Source organism: Rhizobium croatiense, assembly GCF_019793465.1.
Classification (GTDB): Bacteria; Pseudomonadota; Alphaproteobacteria; order Rhizobiales; family Rhizobiaceae; genus Rhizobium; species Rhizobium croatiense.
Map to the genome: position 1 here is coordinate 154951 of NZ_JAILYJ010000013.1, position 21648 is coordinate 176598.

Annotated in this window: 17 protein-coding genes and 1 riboswitch; of the genes, 2 read left to right on the plus strand and 15 right to left on the minus strand. The window is 62.6% G+C overall.

Features of this window, described 5'->3' with window-relative positions; all coding sequences use genetic code 11:
• Window positions 1–5: 5 nt before the first annotated feature.
• The 9 genes from K6M89_RS21140 to epmA all read right to left on the minus strand — a co-directional run bounded on the left by K6M89_RS21140 (window position 6) and on the right by epmA (window position 12811).
• Window positions 6–3317, minus strand: a complete 3312-nt coding sequence (locus K6M89_RS21140) for an oligosaccharide flippase family protein (RefSeq protein WP_222140844.1) — start codon at window positions 3315–3317, stop codon at window positions 6–8.
• Window positions 3318–3399: 82 nt separating this feature from the next.
• The gene (locus K6M89_RS21145) at window positions 3400–4578 is read right to left on the minus strand and encodes a glycosyltransferase family 4 protein (protein ID WP_222140845.1); all 1179 of its coding nucleotides are present in this window, start codon (window positions 4576–4578) and stop codon (window positions 3400–3402) included.
• A gap of 45 nt (window positions 4579–4623) precedes the next feature.
• Window positions 4624–7104 carry a glycoside hydrolase family 2 protein gene (locus tag K6M89_RS21150; protein ID WP_097583177.1) on the minus strand — a complete coding sequence of 827 codons (2481 nt, stop codon included), beginning with the start codon at window positions 7102–7104 and terminating at the stop codon, window positions 4624–4626.
• Between the two features lie 16 nt (window positions 7105–7120).
• Window positions 7121–8101 carry a DUF1839 family protein gene (locus tag K6M89_RS21155; protein ID WP_498072975.1) on the minus strand — a complete coding sequence of 327 codons (981 nt, stop codon included), beginning with the start codon at window positions 8099–8101 and terminating at the stop codon, window positions 7121–7123.
• On the minus strand, window positions 8092–9000 hold the full coding sequence (locus tag K6M89_RS21160) for an amino acid--[acyl-carrier-protein] ligase (protein ID WP_097583178.1): 909 nt from the start codon (window positions 8998–9000) through the stop codon (window positions 8092–8094). The genes K6M89_RS21155 and K6M89_RS21160 overlap by 10 nt, the downstream gene beginning before the upstream one ends.
• Before the next feature lie 5 nt (window positions 9001–9005).
• Complete coding sequence (locus K6M89_RS21165; protein WP_222140846.1) at window positions 9006–10187, minus strand: acyl-CoA dehydrogenase family protein; 1182 nt, start codon at window positions 10185–10187, stop codon at window positions 9006–9008.
• A complete protein-coding gene (locus tag K6M89_RS21170) occupies window positions 10187–10438 on the minus strand; it encodes an acyl carrier protein (RefSeq protein WP_010031713.1) in 252 nt (83 codons plus the stop codon). The genes K6M89_RS21165 and K6M89_RS21170 overlap by 1 nt, the downstream gene beginning before the upstream one ends.
• Before the next feature lie 262 nt (window positions 10439–10700).
• Complete coding sequence (locus tag K6M89_RS21175; protein ID WP_222140847.1) at window positions 10701–11753, minus strand: lysine-2,3-aminomutase-like protein; 1053 nt, start codon at window positions 11751–11753, stop codon at window positions 10701–10703.
• Entirely contained in the window at window positions 11750–12811 is a 1062-nt protein-coding gene (epmA, locus tag K6M89_RS21180; protein ID WP_222140848.1) for an EF-P lysine aminoacylase EpmA, read from the minus strand. The genes K6M89_RS21175 and epmA overlap by 4 nt, the downstream gene beginning before the upstream one ends.
• Before the next feature lie 148 nt (window positions 12812–12959).
• On the opposite strand from epmA, the gene efp reads away from it, so the two are divergent.
• A complete protein-coding gene (efp, locus tag K6M89_RS21185) occupies window positions 12960–13529 on the plus strand; it encodes an elongation factor P (RefSeq protein ID WP_010031711.1) in 570 nt (189 codons plus the stop codon).
• 59 nt (window positions 13530–13588) lie between these two features.
• On the opposite strand, the gene K6M89_RS21190 is transcribed toward efp, so the two are convergent.
• The 6 genes from K6M89_RS21190 to metA form a co-directional block, all read right to left on the minus strand.
• Window positions 13589–14317 carry an SIS domain-containing protein gene (locus K6M89_RS21190; RefSeq protein WP_222140849.1) on the minus strand — a complete coding sequence of 243 codons (729 nt, stop codon included), beginning with the start codon at window positions 14315–14317 and terminating at the stop codon, window positions 13589–13591.
• Between the two features lie 17 nt (window positions 14318–14334).
• Window positions 14335–15486, minus strand: a complete 1152-nt coding sequence (gene nagA, locus K6M89_RS21195) for an N-acetylglucosamine-6-phosphate deacetylase (protein WP_222140850.1) — start codon at window positions 15484–15486, stop codon at window positions 14335–14337.
• Window positions 15486–16517: an SIS domain-containing protein gene (locus K6M89_RS21200; protein WP_222140851.1), complete on the minus strand. Its 1032-nt coding sequence runs from the start codon at window positions 16515–16517 to the stop codon at window positions 15486–15488. The genes nagA and K6M89_RS21200 overlap by 1 nt, the downstream gene beginning before the upstream one ends.
• On the minus strand, window positions 16514–17287 hold the full coding sequence (locus K6M89_RS21205) for a GntR family transcriptional regulator (RefSeq protein WP_222140852.1): 774 nt from the start codon (window positions 17285–17287) through the stop codon (window positions 16514–16516). Before K6M89_RS21205 ends, K6M89_RS21200 begins: the two co-directional genes overlap by 4 nt.
• A gap of 133 nt (window positions 17288–17420) precedes the next feature.
• Window positions 17421–18443: an aldose epimerase family protein gene (locus tag K6M89_RS21210; protein WP_222140853.1), complete on the minus strand. Its 1023-nt coding sequence runs from the start codon at window positions 18441–18443 to the stop codon at window positions 17421–17423.
• Between the two features lie 113 nt (window positions 18444–18556).
• Window positions 18557–19480 carry a homoserine O-acetyltransferase MetA gene (gene metA / locus K6M89_RS21215; protein ID WP_064683908.1) on the minus strand — a complete coding sequence of 308 codons (924 nt, stop codon included), beginning with the start codon at window positions 19478–19480 and terminating at the stop codon, window positions 18557–18559.
• Window positions 19481–19529: 49 nt separating this feature from the next.
• Window positions 19530–19607: riboswitch (SAM riboswitch) on the minus strand.
• Between the two features lie 155 nt (window positions 19608–19762).
• On the opposite strand from metA, the gene K6M89_RS21220 reads away from it, so the two are divergent.
• The gene (locus K6M89_RS21220) at window positions 19763–21619 is read left to right on the plus strand and encodes an ABC transporter ATP-binding protein/permease (protein ID WP_222140854.1); all 1857 of its coding nucleotides are present in this window, start codon (window positions 19763–19765) and stop codon (window positions 21617–21619) included.
• Window positions 21620–21648 lie beyond the last annotated feature (29 nt).

Genomic DNA, 21648 nt, shown 5'->3' on the forward strand with positions numbered 1-21648 from the left:
TTCCGTCACGCTTTGGCGAGACGGATAATCTCATCGAGTACGAACCTGCGTGATTGCGGCGGCGTCAGATTGTGATCGGCGTCCGGCAGCATCAGCAGCCGCACGTTCGGATAGCGGGAAAGCTTGGCACCGCGTGGTCCAAAGTGGAAATAGACGTGGTCGAGGCCAACGTCGCCTTCGCTGTAGATCAGCGTCAACGGCACCTTGCGCTTGCCGAACTCAGCGAAGGAATGCCGGACTTCGCGGGCGATGTGGCGCCGATCGGGGAGGAGCTCGAGCAGCGGCGCGATCCATGGGGACAGACGACGACCGGCAGCGATGACCATGTTCTGCAGCGCAGAGACGACATCCACCTGGCCGCGCAGCAGCCGCTTTAGCGTATCGAGCCGCGCCAGGCGCTGGCCGTAATCATCAAGGCTGCGGGGAACGGAGACAACATGTTCCTTACGCACCGGTATCTCAGGATCCCAGTAATAAACGAAGGGATTGATCGACACGACGGCCTTCAGCCGCTCATCGGCGACGCCGGCGCGGAAGGCGACATAGCCGCCACTGCATCGGCCGGCCACCATCACCGGGCCGGCGGCGATGCCCTCGAGCAGATCGAGCGCGGCGACCGCATCGGCGGTCTGCGTATCGGAGTAGAGCACCTGCTCCGGTGCATCGGGCCGCGGCGGACTGTCGCCGACATTGGCGGAATCGAAGCGCAGCGAAACCACGCCCTGGCGCGCAAGCTCGCGCGCCATATCAACCGTCGTCCGCCCCCAGCCGGCGTGCCGGTCATAGGCCGTCGACAGGAAGAGCACGGCACTGCCGTTGATCTCGCCGGGCGGCCGGCTGACGACGCCGACCAGGTGACCATGGCTTCCGAAGCGGACCGGCATTTCAACAAAACCATCGCCGGCCAGCGGCGGGTTCTCGATTTCTGCCGGCGAAGGGGCGGCGGATGTCTCCACCGTGGCCCCCTCCAGCCAGGTCGTCAGCAGATCGACGACAGCCATCGGGATCTTGGCGAAGAGCGGATTGGTGACGAGCTCGTCATAGCCTTCGAAAACCGTCTGCTCGACATCGGCGCCAAGCGCCTTCAGTGTGTCGGCAAAGGCGGTATCGTCGGCCCTGGCGGGACGTTCGAGGATCAGATAGCGGGACGCCGCCAACCCCTGCGGCGAGGTGATGTTGAGCTTGCCGAGCTCGCCGGCGATCTCCTCGGGCATGACGAGCCCGGCGATCTGAACCTTGGCGGTCTGGACATGCTCCTTGCCGAGGCCGAGATCGGCATCGATGATCTTCGACCACATGGTGAGTTCGCGCAGATAGGCCCGGCCGCTCAGCACCGGCGCCAGCATGACGAGGCTGTCGACGCCGTCGATCGAAGAGCCGATGCGTTGGGCAAGCGTTGCGCCGAGGCCCTGACCGATGAGGACGATACGGTCGCAGCCGGTGAGCGACTTCAGCTTGGCGGCCGCCGCGCGGATCGAATTTTCCCAGGTTTCCAGCCTTGCCGGCAGCGCGTCGAAATCGAGCGCATCGCCGGTGCCGCGATAGTCGAAGCGCAGGCTCGGCACGCCGATATCCGAAAAATGCTCAGCCGCAACACGGAAAAACTTGCGGCTGCACATCTCCTCGAAACCCCAGGGGCTAACGAAGAGCACGGCGGCCGACCGCTTCTTCACCCCTGCATTCTCAGGCATGAACAGGCCGATCGTACCGTCGAAGACGACAGGCAGGGCAGCGCTGCGTCCAGCCCCCTCGGCCGGTTCGAGCGAGAACTCGCCGGGAGCGACCTTGGCGCGATCGGGATCGCCAGGAAGCGCCGGCGCAATGAAATTGATTGCGTGCCCGACCGGCTTGCGCAGCACGGACGGCATCTTGTCGAGAATGGAGCGCATGACGTCAACATCTTCGGCCGGTACGGCCCGCAACACCCGCAGCGCTGCGAAATAGCAGAACGTGCCGGCGATGATCGCGCCGACCAGTCCGGCCGGACCATGGACAAATTCCAGCGCGGAAATGGCGCCGCAAGCGCAGAGCACGGAGGCGAGCGTCACCTTCGTCAGGCTTCTATAGAGACCCGAAAGCTGGGATCCGAATCCGGTCTGTCTGATCATCATCACCGACATTGCAACGAAGACGAGGATGCGCACCAGCGCGGCGCCCTCGGCGGCAAGCCTAGGTACGATCAGTAAACAACCCGCTACCATCACCAGGCCACCTATCACACTGGTATTCAGGCGGGCGCGGGCCCTGTCCATCGATAGGAGGTAGAGGCTGAGGATCTGCATGAAAGTATAGGCGGGCGCCACCAGCGCCAGCAGCGCCACCACCGTGCCGCTGCGGCGGAACGCTTCGCCGAACACCACGAGCACCAGTTCGCTGGAGATCGCCGCAAGCCCGAGGCTCATCGGCAATACGATGTAGGCCATGCTGCGAGTGACGGCGGCGAATACCTCGACCGGCAGGGTCGAATCGTCGCTGTTATGTCGCCGCTCGGAATAATAGGGTAGCAGGCTGCCGGTCATCTGAATCGGCAGTTGCAGCGCGATATTGGCGATCGACAGGCCGACGGCGTAGTAACCGACCATCTCCACCGACCAGAACTGCTGCAGGAAGAGCAGCTCGAGCCGGTTGAGGAAGATGGAATCGATAATGAACTGGATCGACAGGATGACGGAGGACGAGGCGAGGTACTTCAGCGAGACCCCGCACCAGTCACGCCGCGCCAGCAGGATCGGCAGTGTGGCGAAAAACAGCACAAGCTGGCCGAGCGCATAACCGACGAGAACCCCCTCGACGCCATAGAAAACGGCGCCGGCTGCAACGCCGGCAAGCTGCACGATCGAGACGCCGACCGTCAGCTTAAAAAAGGTGCCAAGCTTCTTTTCCCCGATCAGGTAGAATTTGACGAAGGATCCGATCGCCTGGACGAAAAACAGCGCGCCCGTGACCAGAGCGACGGACGGCGCGGTCTCTGCCCAGTGCATCTCCTCGGAGGTCAGGAAGAACAGGGCGTAAAGCGCCAGCAGCGCGATGGTCGAAAACATCATGAAGCTGACGAGGATGGCGGCAAATCCTCGCCGGCGGCGCTCGTCATAACCTTCCGCCGAAAGCTGCGGCATGGTCTTCAGGAGCGTGATGCTGGAGCCGAGCTCCGCGATCGAGGCGCCTGTCATCACCAGCCACAGCGAGAAGGCGACGATGCCATTGGCCTCCGGCCCAAGCAGACGCGCCGTGATGATCGAGGAGACGAAGCCCGTCAGCAACAGCAGCATGCCTGCCGCCGCATTCATCACCGAATTTGCGATAATACCCTTCGACATCCGTCCATCCGCCAGGCTCGGCCTAAGGCCTGATACCCGCCATCTCTAATGCGAAAATGTTAAAATAAAGCAGAGTGGCGCCTTAGCTCGCCTGCATCGCCGCCAGCGTCTGAAGCGCCTTCTCATAGCTGTTTTCCGCGAGGTATCGCAGCAGGAGCTCCCGCGCCTTCTCGGCCTTCTCTCGTGCACGCTCGGGTGCGCGGAAGATGTCTTGCAGGTGCGCGGCCGCCGCATCAGGAGAGGGATCCGCCCAGACTGCGCCCGCGAGCCCGGCAAATTCGGGATGGGTGTCGACCACCGGAATGAGGGGAGAGTCGACCAGCCATGTATTGTCGGGATCGCAGAAATCCGCCGTGCCCGACCAGGCGGTTGAGATAACGGGCGTACGCTGCATGATCGCCTCGGCAACCGTCAGCCCGAAACCCTCGGAACGATGCAGCGAAAGATAGGCGTCGGAAGAGCGGATGAGGCCATTGATATCGGCGTTCGACAGCCTGTCGGTGACGATCCTGATCCGGCTGTCGCCCGCAACCGAGGCAACCAGCTCGCGTAGGCCTTCGTCCTTGTTCACATCGCCGCTGGCCTTCATCAGCAGGACGGCACTTGGGGCTTCGGCGGCAAATATCCTGAAAGCCTTGATCACGGCCTGCGGATTCTTCCGGTTGATCGAGGAGCCGGCGCTGAAGATGAAGCTGACGAGAAAGGCGTCCTTCTCTATGCCGAACCTCTGCCGCATGCCGTCGGTCGCCGCCGCCTCGGTGACCGGATGCGGGACGACGATGACCGGCGCCTTGGTCAGCGGCGCGATCGCCCGCCGGGTGAATTCCGAAGGCACGAAGACGGCGTTCATATAATGCATCGCATTGCGCCATTCAGCCGGCACGACTTCGAGCTCCCAGGCGAAATAGCCGATGTTGAAGGCGCGGGTGAAATTCGCGACGCCCTTCTTCAGGATGGCGCGCGGCAGCATCGGCGGATTGAGGTGCCAGATACGGCTTCCCGGCGGTTCGGTGGAGAGACGCGACGGCGTCCAGCCGGCGAAGGAATGCTCGTCGGGTTGGGTGCTGACGTCGGAGAGTGAAATCGCCCGCCCGGCCTCCGACAGAGCCCCGGCGCAGAGCCTTGCCGATTCGCCGACGCCGACGGCCATCGAGAGATAGCCGACGATTTCCACCGGCCTGCGCGGATTGAAGGCCAGACGCGACCGCGGAATCAGCCGCTGCAGGACATGGGCGCGCAGAAAGCGGTATATCGTTCTCAAATCACGGTCTTTCTCAATGCGTCGGCATTATTTTTGGCGGAAGCATCAGCCCTGGAGCATGACGCGATGTGAACTGCCCAGACTTCTGATCTCGCCCGCAGGTGGAAGATCGCTTTCCGTGCCGGAGAGCGCGTGGAGCTTCACGCGCCGCATCGCGCCGGGGGCCAGATGGAACCAATCGTCGTCGGCCCGATAGCCTTCGACGTCGATATGCACCGATTGCGCCAGCCGGTCTGTCCTGAGATCGACGAACCAATCGTCGCCGGCCTTGCCGAGCGATGCCTCAATGCCCGAATCGTGAAGCGCTTTGCCGCGTCCCAAGGGGAAGTGGAAGCTTTCGGCAAGAACGGCGCCGTCGGCGAGCGAGCGCAGTCGCGCCACGCCCACATCATGCGCCGGCGGGCCGAAGCGGAAGGCATAGGTCGTATCGAAGAAGGCGCCGAACAGCGCGGTGGCCGCAAAACGTTCCACGCTCCTTGCCGCCAGCGTGAAGCCGGTATTGCCGCTGACGACCTGCTGCTTGCCGTCGCGCAGGCAGAAGACTTCGAGCTCCACGTCGAGTGCGGCGTCCGTCTCGTTGACGACATGCACATCGAGGCCGTTGGTTCCCTCATCGGTAAAGACAGTCTGAACCGGCCGGAATGCACGGCGCATCGCATACCAGACCGGCTTGGGCTCGCCGGTTGAATCGATCACCCCCCAGCCGGGGCCGGGCAACAGGTCCTGCAGCGTCCAGACGAGCGCGCCGCTGCAGCCGGAGCCCTTGCGCCGCCATTCGGCAAAGGTTTCCTCGAATACCTCGCCGGTGACGGCGCGGGAGAGATCGAGATAATGTTCCGGATTCTCGCGGCGCAGCCGGGCCGGATCGCAGCCGTAAAGCAGCTGCAGATAGAAGTCGCGAACGTCCTCGAAATCCCACGATGCGCTGCGGTCGCGCGGCACGCGCGCTTTCCAGAGCGGGCTATGGACGGCCGGCACGTCGAGATGACGATGCAACGTCCTTTGCTGCGGCACATGTGCGAAGGCGAGGCTTTCGGAGGCAAACCGCACCTCGGCACGGCGGGCGTCGGCAATCGGCCGCATATAGGCGCCGACGCCGTAATAATGCGCGATACCGGCATTCGGCGAAAAAGGCATTGCGCCGCCATAGGGAGAATTCGGGACATAGGGCACGTCGGGACGCATGCGCGCGATGACGGCCGGGATGATCTCATCGGTGATCGGCCCGCTCCAGAATTCCATCGGCAGGCCGAGCATCGCCGCCTGCTGGTGGATCTCGCTACCGCCGCAGAGCACCGCGAGCGAAGGCGAGGCCTGGACGCCGTGCAGGAATTCCTCGACCTCGGCATGCACGTGACCGAGAAAAGTCTTGTCGTTGCGCGGATAGTCAAAATTGGCGAACATGAAGTCCTGCCATACGAGCAGGCCGAGCTCATCGCAGAGCGCAAAGAAATCCGGCGTCTCATAGGCCATGGTGCCGCCGATGCGGATCATGTTCATGCCGGCGTCAGTGGCAAGACGCAGGAACGGCTCGTAGTCCGCCCGTCCGCCTGGCAAGCGCGCGATATCCGCCGTCGTCCACACCGCGCCGCGGCAAAAGACGCGCTCGCCATTGATGAGAATCGCGAAGTCGTCGCCGTCATCGCCGCGCTCGACCTCGATACGCCGGAAGCCGGTGCTGCCGAGCGAGTACTCGGCGCCGTCGGAAACCAGCGTCAGTTCGTAGAGACGTGGAGCGCCATGCGTGTGCGGCCACCAGGGCTCGATGTCGGCAAGCTTGAGGATAGCCGAGTAATGATTGTCGCCGACCTTCTCGAACGGCTGTTCCATGCCGCCGCAGTGCAGCAGCATCGAAGGGTTGTCGGCATTGTTGTGCAGGGAAACGCTCAGCCGGCCGACGCCGCTCTCGTCCAGGACGGCGCGGATGGAGACATTGTCGATCGAGATGGGATTGTGGCGCAGCAGCGAAATCGGTCGCCACGGGCCGACCGCGTGAATATCGGGGCACCAGCCCGGCATATGGCCGAGCAGCGTCGTGCGGAAATTTCTCAGGCCGACCGGCGTGATCATCTGCGGCCGCCAGCGCGCGCGCGGGCCGGGCTCCGACAGACGCGGGCCGAGCGCACGGAAACAAAGCGCCAGTTCGTCGCCGCCCGTAAGCGTCACCGGAATTTCGTGCGCCGTAAACATGCTTTCGGAAAAGAGGATTTCCTGACCGTTCAGAAAGACATGGCACAGCGTTGCAAGCCCCGCCAAACGCAGGATCGCTTCGCCGGGATCGGCATCGAAGAGGCGGCAGAGATACCAGGCGTCTTTCGTGTTCAGCGGTTCCGGATTTTCCCGGTCGAAGAGCCCGGCTCTTTCGAGTGCGGCGGCGACGGTGCCGGGAACGGGTGCAGGAATGAACCGCGCGGAGAGCGGAATGTCGTGCGGCACCGCACAGGCATCCGGTTCCGTCAGGACCAGGTTCCAGCCTTCGGAAAGCACGCTTTCCTCGGCTCCGATGCTTGCCAAACGCCCCCGCATGGTCTGATCTCCGGCCTCAGATTCGCTCTGCAAGCGATGCCATCATCAAATCCCATGCATCGGCGGCCGGATCAAGAGCTGCCTGCAGCGGCTCGAACTTCCGGCGGGCGACGGCGCGGGCGAGCTGGAACTGCACGGATTTCGCTGCGTCCGAAATGCGCCTGGCATGCTCGGCGGCCGTTGCGAATTCATCCGCGGAGAGCCACGCCAGGTGATCGGCCGCCAGCTCGAAATTGGCGCCGACCTGGCGAAGCGTATTGAAGGCATATTTGTGAAAGAAGCCGAACGGCCGCTCGGCCACCGCTTCCACCTGTTGCGGGAAGACGGCGGCGAAAGCGCGGATCGGGTTCTGTCCTGGACGCCTAATGAAATGAACCCCGGCAAGCCGACGCGCGGTCGCGCGCAGATGTGCTTCGTCGGCAGGCTTTTCCGGAAATCGTGCAAATTCCGTGTAAGGCAGGAACGGCGGGTCGTTCTCCGTCAGCTGCAGCTGGAACAGCCCGTCGAAATCCTCGCCTTCGAGGCGGAAATATCCGGCATTGTGGAAATAGTCGACACGCTTTGCCGCAACGTCCAGCCGGTTGATCGCAACCGTCGTCTTGCCGTGTTCCTGCCGGTAGGCAGTGCCGCGCGTATCCGGCATGTAGAAGGAATCCATCTCGATCAGGCAGAGGCGGCCCCGCGCGATCTGCACCTCGACATGCCGCTCGACCCGGTCATAGATGGCAAGCTCGGTCGCGCGGATTCCGTAAAGCGTCTCGAGATCCTCGAGCGGCACCTTGAAGAAGGTGAACTGGTCGCCTTCGAAATCCTGCGCCAGGGTGAAACCGAGCATCGCCTCGGGTGCCGCGCCTGATGTCGCCAGCACTTCGATCCACAGGTCGACATAGCAGTTGGTTTCCGGCCAGGCGCGCTCGCTGGAATGCAGCGCGTGCTGCCGGTAGCTTTCAGGGCTGATCCCCGGGAATACCGATGTCATCGAGTAGCTCAGCCCCACAGCGCTTTCCGCACATTGGCCGGCCATTGCTTCACGTCGAGCCCGTGATGGTGGAACAAGGCAAGCGCGATGCGCTCGAGCCCGAAGCCGACACAGGCGGTGTGCGCAACGCTGCCGTCTTCGAGGTTGAGGCCCCATTTCGCGCCGAAGGCATCCTGATGATAATTGAAGCTCATGCAGGCGGTCGGATTGGCGGACGAGGTGATCGGGATCAGCAGTTCGAACTTCAGGTTCTGGTCGCGCTGATTGTTGGCGAGCATCTTGCCGGCGCGGCCGAAGAACGGATCGTTGGCAATATCGATCGTCACGTCGAGGCCGACGGCCTTCATCATTTCGACGCCGCGATCCATCCAGCGCTGGCGGAAATCGGTGACGTGCTGTTCGGTGCCCATGCAGACATATTCGCGCATGCGGAACAGCTGCTGGCGGGCCGGGTCTTTCGACGGCTCGTGGCGGAAGCAATAGGATTGCAGGTCGAAGAGGCCGCCGGTCTTCGGCAGATTGCCGCGCTTGGCGACCGTCGGATAGAGCGGATAGCAGGCCGCCGGCGTCAGCACGATGTCGGTCGCCTCCTGCCCCTTGGTCCAGTCATCGCCGACTTCCATGCATTGCAGCAGGCTGACATGGTCGAGTTCGCTACCGCAGAAGCTGTGCACCGTGCCGGCCAGCTGCGGGAAGCTCTTCATGTAGCCGCTCTTTTCGAAGAAGGCGCGGTTCATGCCTGGAGGAAAGCGCATGGCCTCCGCACCGTCGCCGCCGCCGACCTTGTCGATGAGGCGCTCGAAGGCAGCGATCACCTCTTCGAACTGGCCGCTGCGGCCATAGAGTCCATCGATGCCCGTGTCGATCAGCAGGCCGGCTTCGAAAAGCCGGTCGAGAAACGAGGTCTGCATATCCATGACTGTTACCCCAGTAGGCTAGTGTCCTGCTTGTGGACAAGAAGCATGCTCGACGTATTGCCGAGGATGCGGTCGTTCGAGATCATGAGTTGTGCGGAATGCGCGTCGCGCAGATGGCGTCCGAGGCTGAAGGGCGTGCCGTTCTTGTAGCCCATGATGCCGCAGATCAGCATGGCATGGTTGACGATCTCCAGGATCGTCTCGGACGAGGCGATCTTGACGTTGTTCATCGCCACGGCAAAGCCCATCGACGACAGCCTGTCGGGATCGGCCTTGGCATGTTCATAGGCCTTCAGGCCGGCCACGACATTCGATTTCACCATCTGCAGCAGGTTCGATACCTCAGCGAGGCGCAGGGCGCCGGGCGGCCGGGCATCGGGGGCCCTGCGGGCAGCTGCGCGCACGAAGGCCTGGGCGCGGGCGACGGCATCGACGGCGATGCCGTACCACACACCGCTCCACAGGAGATGCGAGGAAGCGAGCATGGATTGCGCTGCGATTTCCGCGAAAGGCTTCGGCAGGATCTGATGCGCCGGCGCTTGCCCTCTGAACTGGAAGCCGTCGGAGCAGGTGCCGCGCATGCCGAGCGTATTCCAGACATGCGTCTTTTCGAGCGTGTACTGATCCTTGAGGAAGGCCGTCAGTACCTGATCGGAGGAGGCGGCCTGGGCGTGGGCACGCGAGGTGATGAGGATGGCGTCGGCATGCGAGCCGTAGGAAATGACGGTGGCATCCTTTTCGAGGCGGCAGATATCGCCGTCGACTTCGACCGCGCAAATACTGTTGCGCAGGTTTCCGCCGATCCCGCCCTCGGTGGTGGCGGAGGCGATCAGCAGCTGCTCGGCAGCAATGCTACGCATGAAATGGCAATGCCATTGGCTGTCGGCGCCGTGTTCGACAAGGCTCGACAGCTTGATGTGGTGCATGGCGAAGACCATGGCGCTCGCCGCGCAAGCCTGGCCGAGCATCGAGCACAATTCGGCGATCTCGGTGATCGAGGCCGATTCACCGCCGAGATGGTGCGGTACCTGAATGCCGAGCAGTCTCTCGGCCTTCATGGCATCCACGGCTTCCCGTGGGAAACGGCCCTCGGCGTCAACGGCATCGGCATGTCTGGCCGCGATTTCGGCGACGCGAGCCACCCTTGCGACAAGACCGTCCTGCATGATCTTGACGGGGAAATTCATCAGGCGACCTTCCGACCGTCCCGGATGAGATCGACGGTTTTGGCGATCGCCGAGATGCTCGCGAAGGATTTGCGGTTCAGGAGATTGTCGGGAAATTCGATGTCGAACGCCTCTTCAATGCCGAGCATCAGCTGCACCGAAGCGAAGGACGTCAGACCTGCTGCATAAAGATCGGCATCGTCGGCGATCTGGTCGATCGACGTCGGAAGCTTGCCGAATTTGGCTACGAGGTCGCGGATTGTCGTATTCATCCCATCACTCCAAGATTCTCATGATCCCGAACCGGCGTTCATCGCCTTGTCATGAGCGTTCTTTTAGTGCGGAAAACAGAACATTCCGCTAATTTGTTGGGTTAAATATGATTAGCACTCACAGTTAGGATTTTAGCAATCGGCCCGGCTGGAGTAAAAATAACAATTCTACATCAATAATTTAATAGAGTTTCGCCGACGGAACTTGCGGCACTCTCCGACGCGATGAGTACAGAAATGACACGCAAAGCGCCATTTTGCGTCAACTGGCGGGGGGATAGGAATGCTCGCCGCCGCGATGGTCCGAGACGGAGTAACATCCGTCACCTGTTGCCCTGATCACGCTTTCGCTGATGACGGCCTTGCCGTGGCCGCCTGGGATATCGAGGATATAGGCCGGCTGGCAAAGCCCGGAAATCCGTCCGCGCAACGCCGCGACGATCCGCTGCCCCTCGTCGATCGACAATCTGAAATGGCCGGTGCCGGGCGCGAGATCCGGATGGTGCAGGTAATAGGGTTTGACGCGGATCTCGACGAAGGCCTTCATCAGTTCGGCAAGCACGTCAGGATCGTCATTGACGCCCTTCAGCAGCACCGATTGGCTGATCATGGCGATGCCGGCATCGACCAGGCGGGCGCAAGCCGCGCGCGCTTCGTTTGTCAGTTCCCTCGGATGGTTGGCATGCAGCGCCACATAGACCGTCTTGCCGCTCGCCTTCAGGGCAGCGATCAACGCCGCGTCGATCTTTTCGGGATCGACCACGGGAACGCGGGTGTGGAAGCGCACGATCTTCACATGTGCGATTGCCGCCAGCGCCTCCATGATGTCGCGGAGCCGGCGCACGGAAAGCACCAGCGGATCGCCCCCGGTGAGGATGACTTCCCAGATTTCCTGGTGGCCGGCTATGTAATCGAAGGCTTTCTGCATCGCCGCCGCATCGAGCGTGCCGAGACCCTGCGGTCCGACCATTTCGCGTCGAAAGCAGAAGCGGCAATAGACCGGGCAGATATGCACGGCTTTGAGCAATACGCGATCGGGATAGCGGTGAACGATGCCTTCGACGGGGCTGTGGACATGATCGCCGATCGGATCGGCGCGTTCCTCGGGCGCGACCGCCAACTCGGCGGCGTCGGGCACGAATTGCCGTGCGATCGGATCATCGGGATCGGCGCGGTCGATCAGCCTGGTGACGGCAGGCGTCAGGGCGATCGCGTAACGCGCGGCCACTTCGTCGAGCATTGCACGATCGCCGGGCAAGACCAGTCCTGCCTGCACAAGATCATCGACGCTCTTGAGCGGTTTGACGGCGTTCATCGGCCATACTCCGCGACCGGTGCCCAGAGCACCTGATCGACGCGCGAAGCGCCCGTCGCCAGCATGACCAGCCGGTCGAAACCGAGCGCAATGCCGCTTGCCTCGGGCATCGACGAAAGTGCCGCCAGGAAATCCTCGTCGATCGGGTAGGTCTCACCATAGACCCTCATCTTCTCGGCCATCTCGATCTCGAACCGCCGCTTCTGTTCGGCGGCGTTGGTGAGCTCGCCGAAGCCGTTTGCGAGCTCGACGCCGCAGGCATAGACCTCGAAACGCTCGGCAACACGCGGATCGCGGGCTGATGGCCTGGCAAGGGCCGCCTCCGACACCGGATATTCGTCGAGGATGGTGATGCGGCCGAAGCCGAGATGCGGCTCGATCTTTTCGACCAGCACCCGGCTGAAAAGATCGGCCCAGCCGTCGTCTTCGGCCACACGCATGCCGACGCGCCTGAGCTCGGCCGCCAGATGCTCACGATCGGTCGAACCGTCCGCGGCGACGGAGGCGAGAAGATCGATGCCGGCGTGGCGCTCGAACGCTTCGGCGACGCTCAGCCGCTCCGGCCCTGCAAAGGGATCGCTCTCACGGCTGCGATAGACAAGCCTGTCAGTCTTCGCCGTCTCGGCCGCAAGCGCCAGAATGCGCACGCAATCCATCATCAGGCTCTCATAGCTTTCGCCCGCCCGATACCATTCGAGCATGGTGAATTCCGGGTGATGCAGGGGCCCGCGCTCGCGATTGCGGTAGACATGGGCGAAGCAGGAGATGCGTTGCTCACCGGCTGCGAGCAGCTTCTTGCAGGCGAATTCCGGCGAGGTGTGCAGATAAAACGGCGCCCTCTGCCCGTCCGTCGTCACCGCTTCCGTCGCGAAGGCATGCAGGTGCGCCTCGTTGCCCGGCGATATCTGCAGCACCTGGGTATCCACCTCGATGAAATCCTCGCGCGCGAAAAACCCGCGCATCGCGGCCTGGATCGCATTGCGCCCGATGAGGAACGGGCGGCGATCGGCATGCACGGACGGGGTCCACCAGGGGGACGCTTTGGCCGCAGAGTTCATTCCAAGCTTTCTTCGCCGGACAAGCCGGTATGGGGGTGGCTATTTCCCGGATTTTAGGTTAGTTGCGCCCCCAAAGAAAAACATTTGCGTCTTCGGGGCGTTTCGACAGTCCTCTACGACGCCGAAAGCCGAGTTACAAGGAAGTCTTATGGTCAAGGTCATCGCCTCTTCGGTCCGCAAGGGCAACGTTCTCGATGTCGACGGCAAGCTCTACGTCGTTCTCACCGCCCAGAACTTTCATCCGGGCAAGGGCACGCCGGTCACCCAGGTCGATATGCGCCGCATCGTCGACGGCGTGAAGGTTTCCGAGCGCTGGCGCACCACCGAACAGGTCGAGCGCGCCTTCGTCGAAGACGTCTCCTTCCAGTATCTCTATGAAGACGGCGAAGGCTTCCACTTCATGAACCCGGCGACCTATGACCAGGTCGTGGTCGACGTCGAGACCATGGGCGACCAGAAGGCGTTCCTTCAGGAAGGCATGTCCTGCATCCTGTCGATCCATGAAGGCATTCCGCTGGCGCTCGAATTGCCGCGCCACGTCACGCTCGAAATCACCGAGACCGAGCCGGTCGTCAAGGGCCAGACGGCGTCGTCCTCCTACAAGCCGGCCATGCTGTCGAACGGCGTGCGCACCATGGTGCCGCCGCACATCAATGCCGGCACCCGCGTCGTCATCGCGACCGAAGACAATTCCTACGTCGAACGCGCGAAGGACTGATCCTGGTTGCATCTCGCGCAAAAGGCCGGCTCAGACCGGCCTTTTTTATATCCGCGATATCAGAGATGCGGATTGCGCGGCCGGTATTTCTTGACGAGCTTCTGGTTGATTTCCGCTGCCCCCGGCATGTTGGCGCTGAGATAGACCGGCGCATCGCCGGATTTCGCAAGCTCCGAGGCGACTTCGGCAAAGATCGCGTTGATGACTGTGACCCCGACCGCTGTCGAGACCGGGCCGACCCGAAGCCCCGTACCTGCAAGGTCGAGAACGGCATCACCCGGCGGCAGCCCGTTGTCGAGCACGATATCGGCGACTTCTGCGAGCCGCCGGCGGCCATTGGCGATCGCTGCGGAATAGGCGATCGAGGTGATGGCGATCACCCTGGCGCCGATTTCATGCGCATAGTCGGCGGCTTCGATCGGCGCGGCGTTCACACCGGAATTCGAGGCAATGATAATGACGTCGCCCGGCTGCATGCCGTAACGCTCTAGCATCGGCCGCACTAGGCCCTGGGTGCGTTCATAGACCGAGCTGATGACCGCTCCCTCGTGCAGCATGGCCGACCCGACAAGCACCGGCACCGTGAAGGCGAGTCCGCCGGCGCGGTAGTGCACCTCTTCCGCCAGCATGTGCGAATGGCCGGTGCCGAAGACATAGACGCGCTTGTCGCCGCGGGCGGCATCGAGGATCACCGACGCTGCCTGCGCCATCGGCTCGGCAAGTACCTGCTTCAGCGTCTCCAGCCGACCGATCAGATTGGAGAAATAGGCATCGGTGATATCAGTCATGCCAGGTCTCCTTGATGTCAGGCCGCTTCGCCGGCAAGCCAGGTGGCGGTAACAGTCAGCGCATCGGTGAGATGGACGAGATCGGCGCGCGCGCCCGGCGAGAGATGGCCGCGATCGGCAAGCCTGAGGAAACGCGCCGGATAGAGGGTTGCCATGCGAAGAGCCTCGGCGAGCGTCAGGTCGAGATAAGTGACGCCGTAACGGATCGTCGAGATCATGTCGACGTCGGAACCGGCGAGCGTGCCGTCGGACAGCACCAGCTTCGAGCAGAAGCCGCCCCTTTCGCGCCGGACAATGCGACCGTTCAGCGTGAACGAATCCTCTTCCGATCCGACGAGCGACATCGCATCGGTGACGAAGAACAGCCTGCCTTCGCCCCGTTTTGCGCGCAGCGCCGTGCGCAAGGCCTTCGGATCGACGTGATGACCGTCGGCGATGATACCGCACCAGGTGGAGGGATGATCGATCGCCGCGCCGACCAGGCCGGGGGCGCGATGTCCCAGCTGGCTCATGGCGTTGAAGAGATGCGTGACGCCGCGCGCCCCGGCATCGAAACGTTCCTCTGCCGCCTCGCTCGAACAATCGGAATGGCCGATGCTGACGGTGACGCCGGCTTCTGCAAGTTCGCGCACCTGGGCAACCGTCACCTGTTCGGCGGCAATAGTGACGAGCAGCGTGCCGATCGCCTCACGCGCACGGATGAAGGCCTTGACGTCACGGTCCTCCACCGGCCGCATCAATTCGGCCAGATGCGCGCCTTTGCGCGCCGGCGCCAGATGCGGGCCTTCGAGATGCAGGCCGGCGACGCCGCGGTTCCCTTTGACAGCCTCGATCGCGGCCTCGATCGCGGCAATGGAGGCCTCTGCCGTATCCGTGATCAGCGTCGGCAGCAGCGACGTCGTGCCATAGGGCCGATGCCCCTGTACGATGATCTCCATCGAGGCGACCGATGGTTCGTCGTTCAGCATCCGCCCGCCGCCACCGTTGACCTGCGCATCGATGAAGCCGGCCGAAAGCACGCCGCCGGCAAGCGTCAACGTCTCGCCGTCCGGCAGATCGTTTGTCGCAACGATCGCTTCGACCCGGCCGTCGGCGACGATCAGCGCCTTGTCGTCATGAAAGCGCTCGCCGTCGAAAATACGGGCGCCGATGAAGATCTTGCGGGCCATCAGACCGTCTCCGTCACCTTGAGCAGGTTTGCCGGCTTGTCCGGATCGAAGCCCTTACGGCGCGTCACCGACTCGATCAGCCGGTAATAGACGAGCAGCGACACCAGCGGATCGACGAGACCGTTGCCCGTCGTCGGCATCCGCAGATTGAGGCCAGAGAGCGGCTGCGTGGAGAAACCGACAGTGGTGGCGCCGAGCTTCTGCAGGCGCTCCAGCGCCTGGCCGTTATTGGCGAAGGCCGCGTCGTCAGGCGCAAAGGCGACGATCGGGAAACCCGGCTGCACCAGGCGCATCGGACCGTGCATCAGTTCCGCCAGCGAGAAAGCTTCGGCATGCAGGCCAGCGGTTTCCTTGGCCTTCAGCGCCGCTTCAAGCGCGATCGCGAAAGCCGGGCCACGGCCGCCCGTATAGAGCGAGGTCGCGTGGAAGAGCACGTCTTCGGCTGCCGCCGTATCGATCCCGGCGGTCGCCGAAAGTGCCTCCGGCAGCTTGGCGAGCGCTGTCTGCAGGTCGAACGCGCCGCCGATCGCAGACGTGACGCCGGCAAGAGCGGCAACGGAAGCGATGAAGGACTTCGTTGCCGCAACGCTCTTTTCGGCGCCGGCATTAAGACCGAGAACGATATCGGCCTGTTTCGCCAGCGGGCTGTCGGTGACGTTGACGACGGCGATCGTCGTCGCCCCGCCCTTCCTGGCCGCCTCCTGCAGGGCCACGATATCGGGGCTGGCACCCGATTGCGAGACAGTGAAATGCACGCCGCCCTTCAGTTGGAGCGCGGCGCCGTAGACGGAAGCGATCGACGGACCGACGGACGCAACCGGAACGCCGCAGGTGATCTCGAAGAGATATTTGAAGAAGGTGGCGGCGTGATCCGAAGAGCCGCGCGCCGCCGTCGTCACGACGCTCGGCCGGGCGGACGAAAACAGCCGGGCGATCTCGGCAAAGACCGGCTTTTCCTTTTCGAGAAGTGTGGCCACCACCTCCGGCGACTGGCCGGCTTCCTGCAGCATCAGCGACTGGTTCTCACTCATAGGTCATCTCCGATTCTCAATTCGGCAACGAAATCATAGGCATCGCCGCGATAGTGCGAGCGGGTGTATTCGACGACGCGCTGGTCTTCCAGGCGCGAGACGCGCTCGATCAGAAGCGCCGGCGCGCCTGATTTGACGTTCAGGATGGCGGCCGAGGACGGGTCGAGGGTGACCGCGGTCAGCCGCTGCAGCGCCCGCACCGGCCTGTGGCCGTTGGCCGCCAGCGCATCGTAAAGCGATCCTTCGTCGCCGGCATCGTCGCCCAGGAACTTGATCGGCACCACGGCGCGCTCAATCGCCAGCGGCAGGCCGTCGGCAAGACGCAGGCGGTCGAGCCGCAGAACCGGCTCGTCGCCACCGAGGCCGAGCAGGAAGGATTCCTCCGGCGACGGCGTGTTGACCGACCGTGACAAGATCCGTGCGGCCGGCAGCCGCCCGCGCGAGCGCATGTCGGCGGAGAAGGAGGAAAGCCGCCAGAGCGACTGTTCCATGCGCTCCACTCTGCTCGATACGAAAGTACCGCTTCCGTGGCGCGATTCCAGTACGCCCGACGCCATCAGATCGCGATAGGCGGTGCGCACGGTGACGCGGCCTAGCTTCATGGCCTCGGCAAGGTCGCGCTCGCCCGGCAGCGCTGTGCCGGGCTTCAGCAGGCCTTCCTGCACAAGGCCGGTCAGCGCCTGCGCCAGCCGCTTGTAGAGCGGTCCGGTCAGGCCCGCGTCACGCAGACCGCGGCTATTCAGCTCCGCTATCAGACTGGTTCTATCCATGGGCAGGCAATAGAACCTATTTAGAACCAATCGGCAAGACGCAATCGACTGCCGATAGAAAAACCCTCCCCGGCGAGCGTCCGGAGAGGGTTTCATAACGCTCGAATTTGACAGGCGTTCGTCCGGCGGACGCTCAGCTCTTGGTAAAGATATAATCCGTCTCCTGGCGCAGCACTTCGCCAGGGCGCAGCACAGCATTCGGGAAACCTTGGTGATTGATGGCATCCGGCCAGACCTGCGTTTCCAGGCAGAAGCCGGCGAAGGGGCCGTATTTGCGCCCACCGAGGCCGGGAGCCCCGGTGTTCAGCTTGAAACCGGCATAGAACTGCACGCCCGGCTCGGTGCTGCGCACCTCAAGCGACACACCGGAATAAAGGCTGCGGGCGAGCGCGACGCTGCGCTTGGCGGTGCGTTCGGCTGACAGGCAGAAATTATGGTCGTACAGCACCTGCTCGCTGCCGACGAAACGCTTCATCGGCGCCATTTCGCGGAGGTCGAATTCCGTGCCGGCAACGGACCGAATCTCGCCGGTCGGCACCTGCCTCTCATCGGTCGGCAGATAGTGATCGGCGGCGATCATGATGTCGTGGCCAAGCGCATCCTCGCGGCCGTCGAGATTGAAATAGGCGTGCTGGCAGACATTGGCGAGCGTCGGCTGATCGCTGGTCGATTCATAGGTCACCGACAGTTCGCCGTTGCCGTGCACCCAGAAGGTTGCCTGGATGGTGCAATTGCCGGGATAGCCGGCGCGGCCATCGGGATCGACGATTTTCAGCACCACGCGGTCGACGGCATGCTCGACGATCGTCCAGTTGCGTTTGGCGATATTGTCGCTGCCGCCATGCAGATGCGTGACGCCGTTTTCGTTCGGCTCGAGCTGATAGTCCTTGCCGTCGAGCGTGAATTTACCGCCGCCGATGCGGTTGGCGCAGCGGCCTGGCGTCGCGCCGAAATAATCGGAATAGAGCGGATAGCTGTCGAAATCCTCAAAGCCGAGCGAGAGCGGCGCGTCATGTCCCTCAAGGCGCAGATCCTGGATGACCGCGCCCCAGCTGATGATCTTGGCCGTCAGCCCGCCGCCCTTGATGACGACGCGATAGACGGTCTCGCCCGCCTTCGTCTGCCCGAAAACTTCCCGTTCCAACTTCTCCGACATGATCGACATCCGTTCCGTTCTATCCTTGGGTTCAGGACCGGAACCTGCCTGCATTTGCTTCAATCCGCAACCGCTCGGATCAGAAAGAAATGCCGCGGCATCCGCTCATCCGCTCAGAGGTCCATGCCGATCTCTTCGACGTCATAGGGCGTCGTCTGGTAGATTTCGTTGATCCAATTGCCGAACAGGAGATGCGCGTGGCTGCGCCAGCGGTTCTGCGGCGCAAGCGCCGGATCGTTATGCGGGAAGTAATTGTGCGGCATCTTGATCGGCACGCCGGCGTCGACATCACGGAAATACTCGTCCGAGAGCGAGGTAGAATCATATTCGACATGATTGAACATGTAGAGCCGCCGGCCCCTTTTCTCATGCACGAGGCAGACGCCCATCTCGCTCGATTCCATCAGAATTTCCAGGCTTTCGGATTTCTCGATGTCGGCGCGCCGCACCTCCGTCCAGCGCGACACCGGCACTTCGAAATTATCGGAAAAGCCGTTGAGATAGATCGAGGAAGGCTTCAGGTTCCGGTGGCGGTAGACGCCGAAGGCCTTCTCCTTCAGCTCGTATTTCGGAACGCCGTGGAAATGATAGATCGCCGCCATCGCGCCCCAGCAGACGTTCATCGTCGAATGGACGTTGGTTTCCGTCCAGTCGAGAATCTCCTGCATCTCTTTCCAATAGGTGACGTCTTCATAGGGCAGGAGTTCGATCGGCGCACCGGTGATGATGAAGCCGTCGAATTTGCGCTGCTTTACCTCTTCCCAGGTCTGGTAGAAGGCAAGCAGGTGATCTTCGGAGGTGTTCTTCGCCTTGTGGCCGCCGATGCGGATCAGCGATAGCTCCACCTGCAGCGGCGAGGCGCCGACCAGGCGGGCCATCTGCAGTTCGGTCTTGATCTTGTTCGGCATGAGATTGAGCAGCCCGATCTGCAACGGGCGGATATCCTGACGGATCGCCATCGTCTCGGTCATTACCCGTACACCCTCCTGGACGAGGGTTTCGAAAGCGGGCAGCGTATCGGGGATCTTGATGGGCATTGCGGTCACTCGATCAAAAATAAAAAACCGGCGGCGACAAAAAATCGCTACCGGTCCGCACGCGGCCCTTTAGCGAATTTTTTAACGTGGCTGCAAGCCGGCCGGCCAAATCACCACGGAATGCCTTAATTAGTCCCAGTTGCGCGACGAATCAACTGCCGAATGCATGCAGCAGCGACTCAGGCAAGCCTCATCACAGTTTAATGACTGATAGAATCTGTTGATAGACCGATAACGCCACCATGCTAATAATGACAGTATGGGCGGTGTTGGAAAAGCGTGATGGCAGATAAGACCAAGGGGAGGCCGGGGATCCGGAGGCAGGATGGAGTAGGGTATGATTTCAGCCTGACTTATCGCCTCGGGGTGATGTTCTCAGCATTCTGGAATTCTGAAGTGCGTGGCAAGGTGCTGTTTCTGGCGACCGTGCTGATCCTCGTCATCCTGGCGACCTCCTATGGCCAGGTCATTCTCAATGAATGGAACGCCCCCTTCTACGATTCGCTCGAGCGCCGAGACCTCGGCGAATTTTTCCACCAGCTCGAAATCTTCGCGATGATCGCCGGCACGCTGCTGCTGCTCAACGTGCTGCAGGCTTGGCTCAATCAGATGACCGCGCTTTATATGCGCGAGGGCCTGTCGCGCGATCTCGTCGACCAGTGGCTGAAGCGCAAGCGGGCGCTGCGGCTCGCCTCCAGCGGCCTGATCGGCGTCAATCCGGACCAGCGGCTGCACGAGGATTCTCGCAATCTCGCCGAAAGCACGACGGGGCTCGTTCTCGGCCTGCTGCAATCGACTATTCTTCTGGTCAGCTTCATCGGCGTGCTTTGGCAGCTTTCCAGCGGCTTCATCTTCCACATCAGCGGCCACAGCTTCTCTATTCCGGGCTACATGGTCTGGGCCGCAATCTTTTACGCCGCCTCCGCCTCGGTGCTGAGCCAGGTCGTCGGCCGCAAGCTGGTCAAGCTCAATGCCGACCGCTTCTCGAAAGAGGCCGAGCTTCGTTTCACGCTGATGCATGCCAATGAGAACATGCCGGCGATCACCGTAGCGCGCGGCGAGGAGAACGAGCGCCGGCGCATCAACACCGACATCAGCTCGGTGCTGCGGGTCGTCAAGCGGCTCGCCATGGCCAATACCAATCTCACCTGGGTTTCGGCCGGCTACGGCTGGCTGGTGATCGTTATCCCGATCATCGTCGCGGCCCCCGCCTACTTCTCCGGCGGCCTCACCCTCGGCCAGCTGATGATGTCGGTCGGCGCCTTCAACCAGGTCAATACGGCGCTGCGCTGGTACGTCGCCAATTTCGGCCCGATCGCCGAATGGCGCGCCACACTGATGCGCGTCACCGATTTCCGCCAGGCGCTGCTCGACATGGACGAGGACTACGACCTGAAGGACAGCATCGTCTATGAAAACACCGCGCCCGACACGCTGACGCTGAAGGATGTAGTGATCAACGCCAAGATCGGCGAAGATATCGACGAATGCGGCGGTTTCCGCCTGCGCGAAACCGATGTCGTGATCAAGGCCGGCGAGAAAATCATGATCAACGGCGATCACAGCGTCAACCGCAAGCTGCTGTTCCAGGCCATGGCCGGCCTCTGGCCATGCGGCAGCGGCACGATGGGTCTGCCGCCGGTCGACGATATGCTGTTCGTTCCGCAGATCGCCTATGTTCCCGGCGGCACGCTGCGCGAGGCGCTGGCCTTCCCAGAAAGCCCCAATGCTTACGAGAAAGCCGCCATCGAGGCCGCCCTCGACAAGGCCGGCCTGCATTCGCTGATCACAAGGCTCGATACCCGCGCCCGCTGGGACAAGCTGCTCGACAGCGACGAACAGAAGGCGATCGGCTTCGCCCGCCTGCTGCTCGTGCGCCCGCGCTGGATCGTCTTCGACGAAGTGCTGGAAGGTATGGAGCCGGAGTGGCAGGCAACGATGGCGAAGCTGCTGACCTCCATGCCCGAAACCGGCATGATCTATATCGGCCGCTCCGAAGCCTATCTCGAGGTGCTGCAGCCGCGCGTCCTGCATCTGCAGGCGCTGCCATCAAAATCCGAAGAGCCGCAGCCGCAGGTCGCCCAGACGGGCGCCAGCGCCAGTGCCGGCGCCGCTGTCGTCCCCGCCTCGGCGCTTTAATTAGAGCGCTGCGCCGTCCGTCCGGTTAC

What these genes read in the sequence shown, in the direction of transcription:
- K6M89_RS21170 (WP_010031713.1), bottom strand. Translation starts at nt 10,438, where the DNA reads ATGAATACGACAATCCGCGACCTCGTAGCCAAATTCGGCAAGCTTCCG.
- K6M89_RS21150 (WP_097583177.1), bottom strand. Translation starts at nt 7,104, where the DNA reads ATGCGGGGGCGTTTGGCAAGCATCGGAGCCGAGGAAAGCGTGCTTTCC.
- epmA (WP_222140848.1), bottom strand. Translation starts at nt 12,811, where the DNA reads ATGAACTCTGCGGCCAAAGCGTCCCCCTGGTGGACCCCGTCCGTGCAT.
- nagA (WP_222140850.1), bottom strand. Translation starts at nt 15,486, where the DNA reads ATGGCCCGCAAGATCTTCATCGGCGCCCGTATTTTCGACGGCGAGCGC.
- K6M89_RS21140 (WP_222140844.1), bottom strand. Translation starts at nt 3,317, where the DNA reads ATGTCGAAGGGTATTATCGCAAATTCGGTGATGAATGCGGCGGCAGGC.
- K6M89_RS21210 (WP_222140853.1), bottom strand. Translation starts at nt 18,443, where the DNA reads ATGTCGGAGAAGTTGGAACGGGAAGTTTTCGGGCAGACGAAGGCGGGC.
- K6M89_RS21190 (WP_222140849.1), bottom strand. Translation starts at nt 14,317, where the DNA reads ATGACTGATATCACCGATGCCTATTTCTCCAATCTGATCGGTCGGCTG.
- K6M89_RS21220 (WP_222140854.1), top strand. Translation starts at nt 19,763, where the DNA reads ATGGCAGATAAGACCAAGGGGAGGCCGGGGATCCGGAGGCAGGATGGA.
- K6M89_RS21175 (WP_222140847.1), bottom strand. Translation starts at nt 11,753, where the DNA reads ATGAACGCCGTCAAACCGCTCAAGAGCGTCGATGATCTTGTGCAGGCA.
- K6M89_RS21165 (WP_222140846.1), bottom strand. Translation starts at nt 10,187, where the DNA reads ATGAATTTCCCCGTCAAGATCATGCAGGACGGTCTTGTCGCAAGGGTG.
- K6M89_RS21200 (WP_222140851.1), bottom strand. Translation starts at nt 16,517, where the DNA reads ATGAGTGAGAACCAGTCGCTGATGCTGCAGGAAGCCGGCCAGTCGCCG.
- metA (WP_064683908.1), bottom strand. Translation starts at nt 19,480, where the DNA reads ATGCCCATCAAGATCCCCGATACGCTGCCCGCTTTCGAAACCCTCGTC.
- efp (WP_010031711.1), top strand. Translation starts at nt 12,960, where the DNA reads ATGGTCAAGGTCATCGCCTCTTCGGTCCGCAAGGGCAACGTTCTCGAT.
- K6M89_RS21205 (WP_222140852.1), bottom strand. Translation starts at nt 17,287, where the DNA reads ATGGATAGAACCAGTCTGATAGCGGAGCTGAATAGCCGCGGTCTGCGT.
- K6M89_RS21160 (WP_097583178.1), bottom strand. Translation starts at nt 9,000, where the DNA reads ATGGATATGCAGACCTCGTTTCTCGACCGGCTTTTCGAAGCCGGCCTG.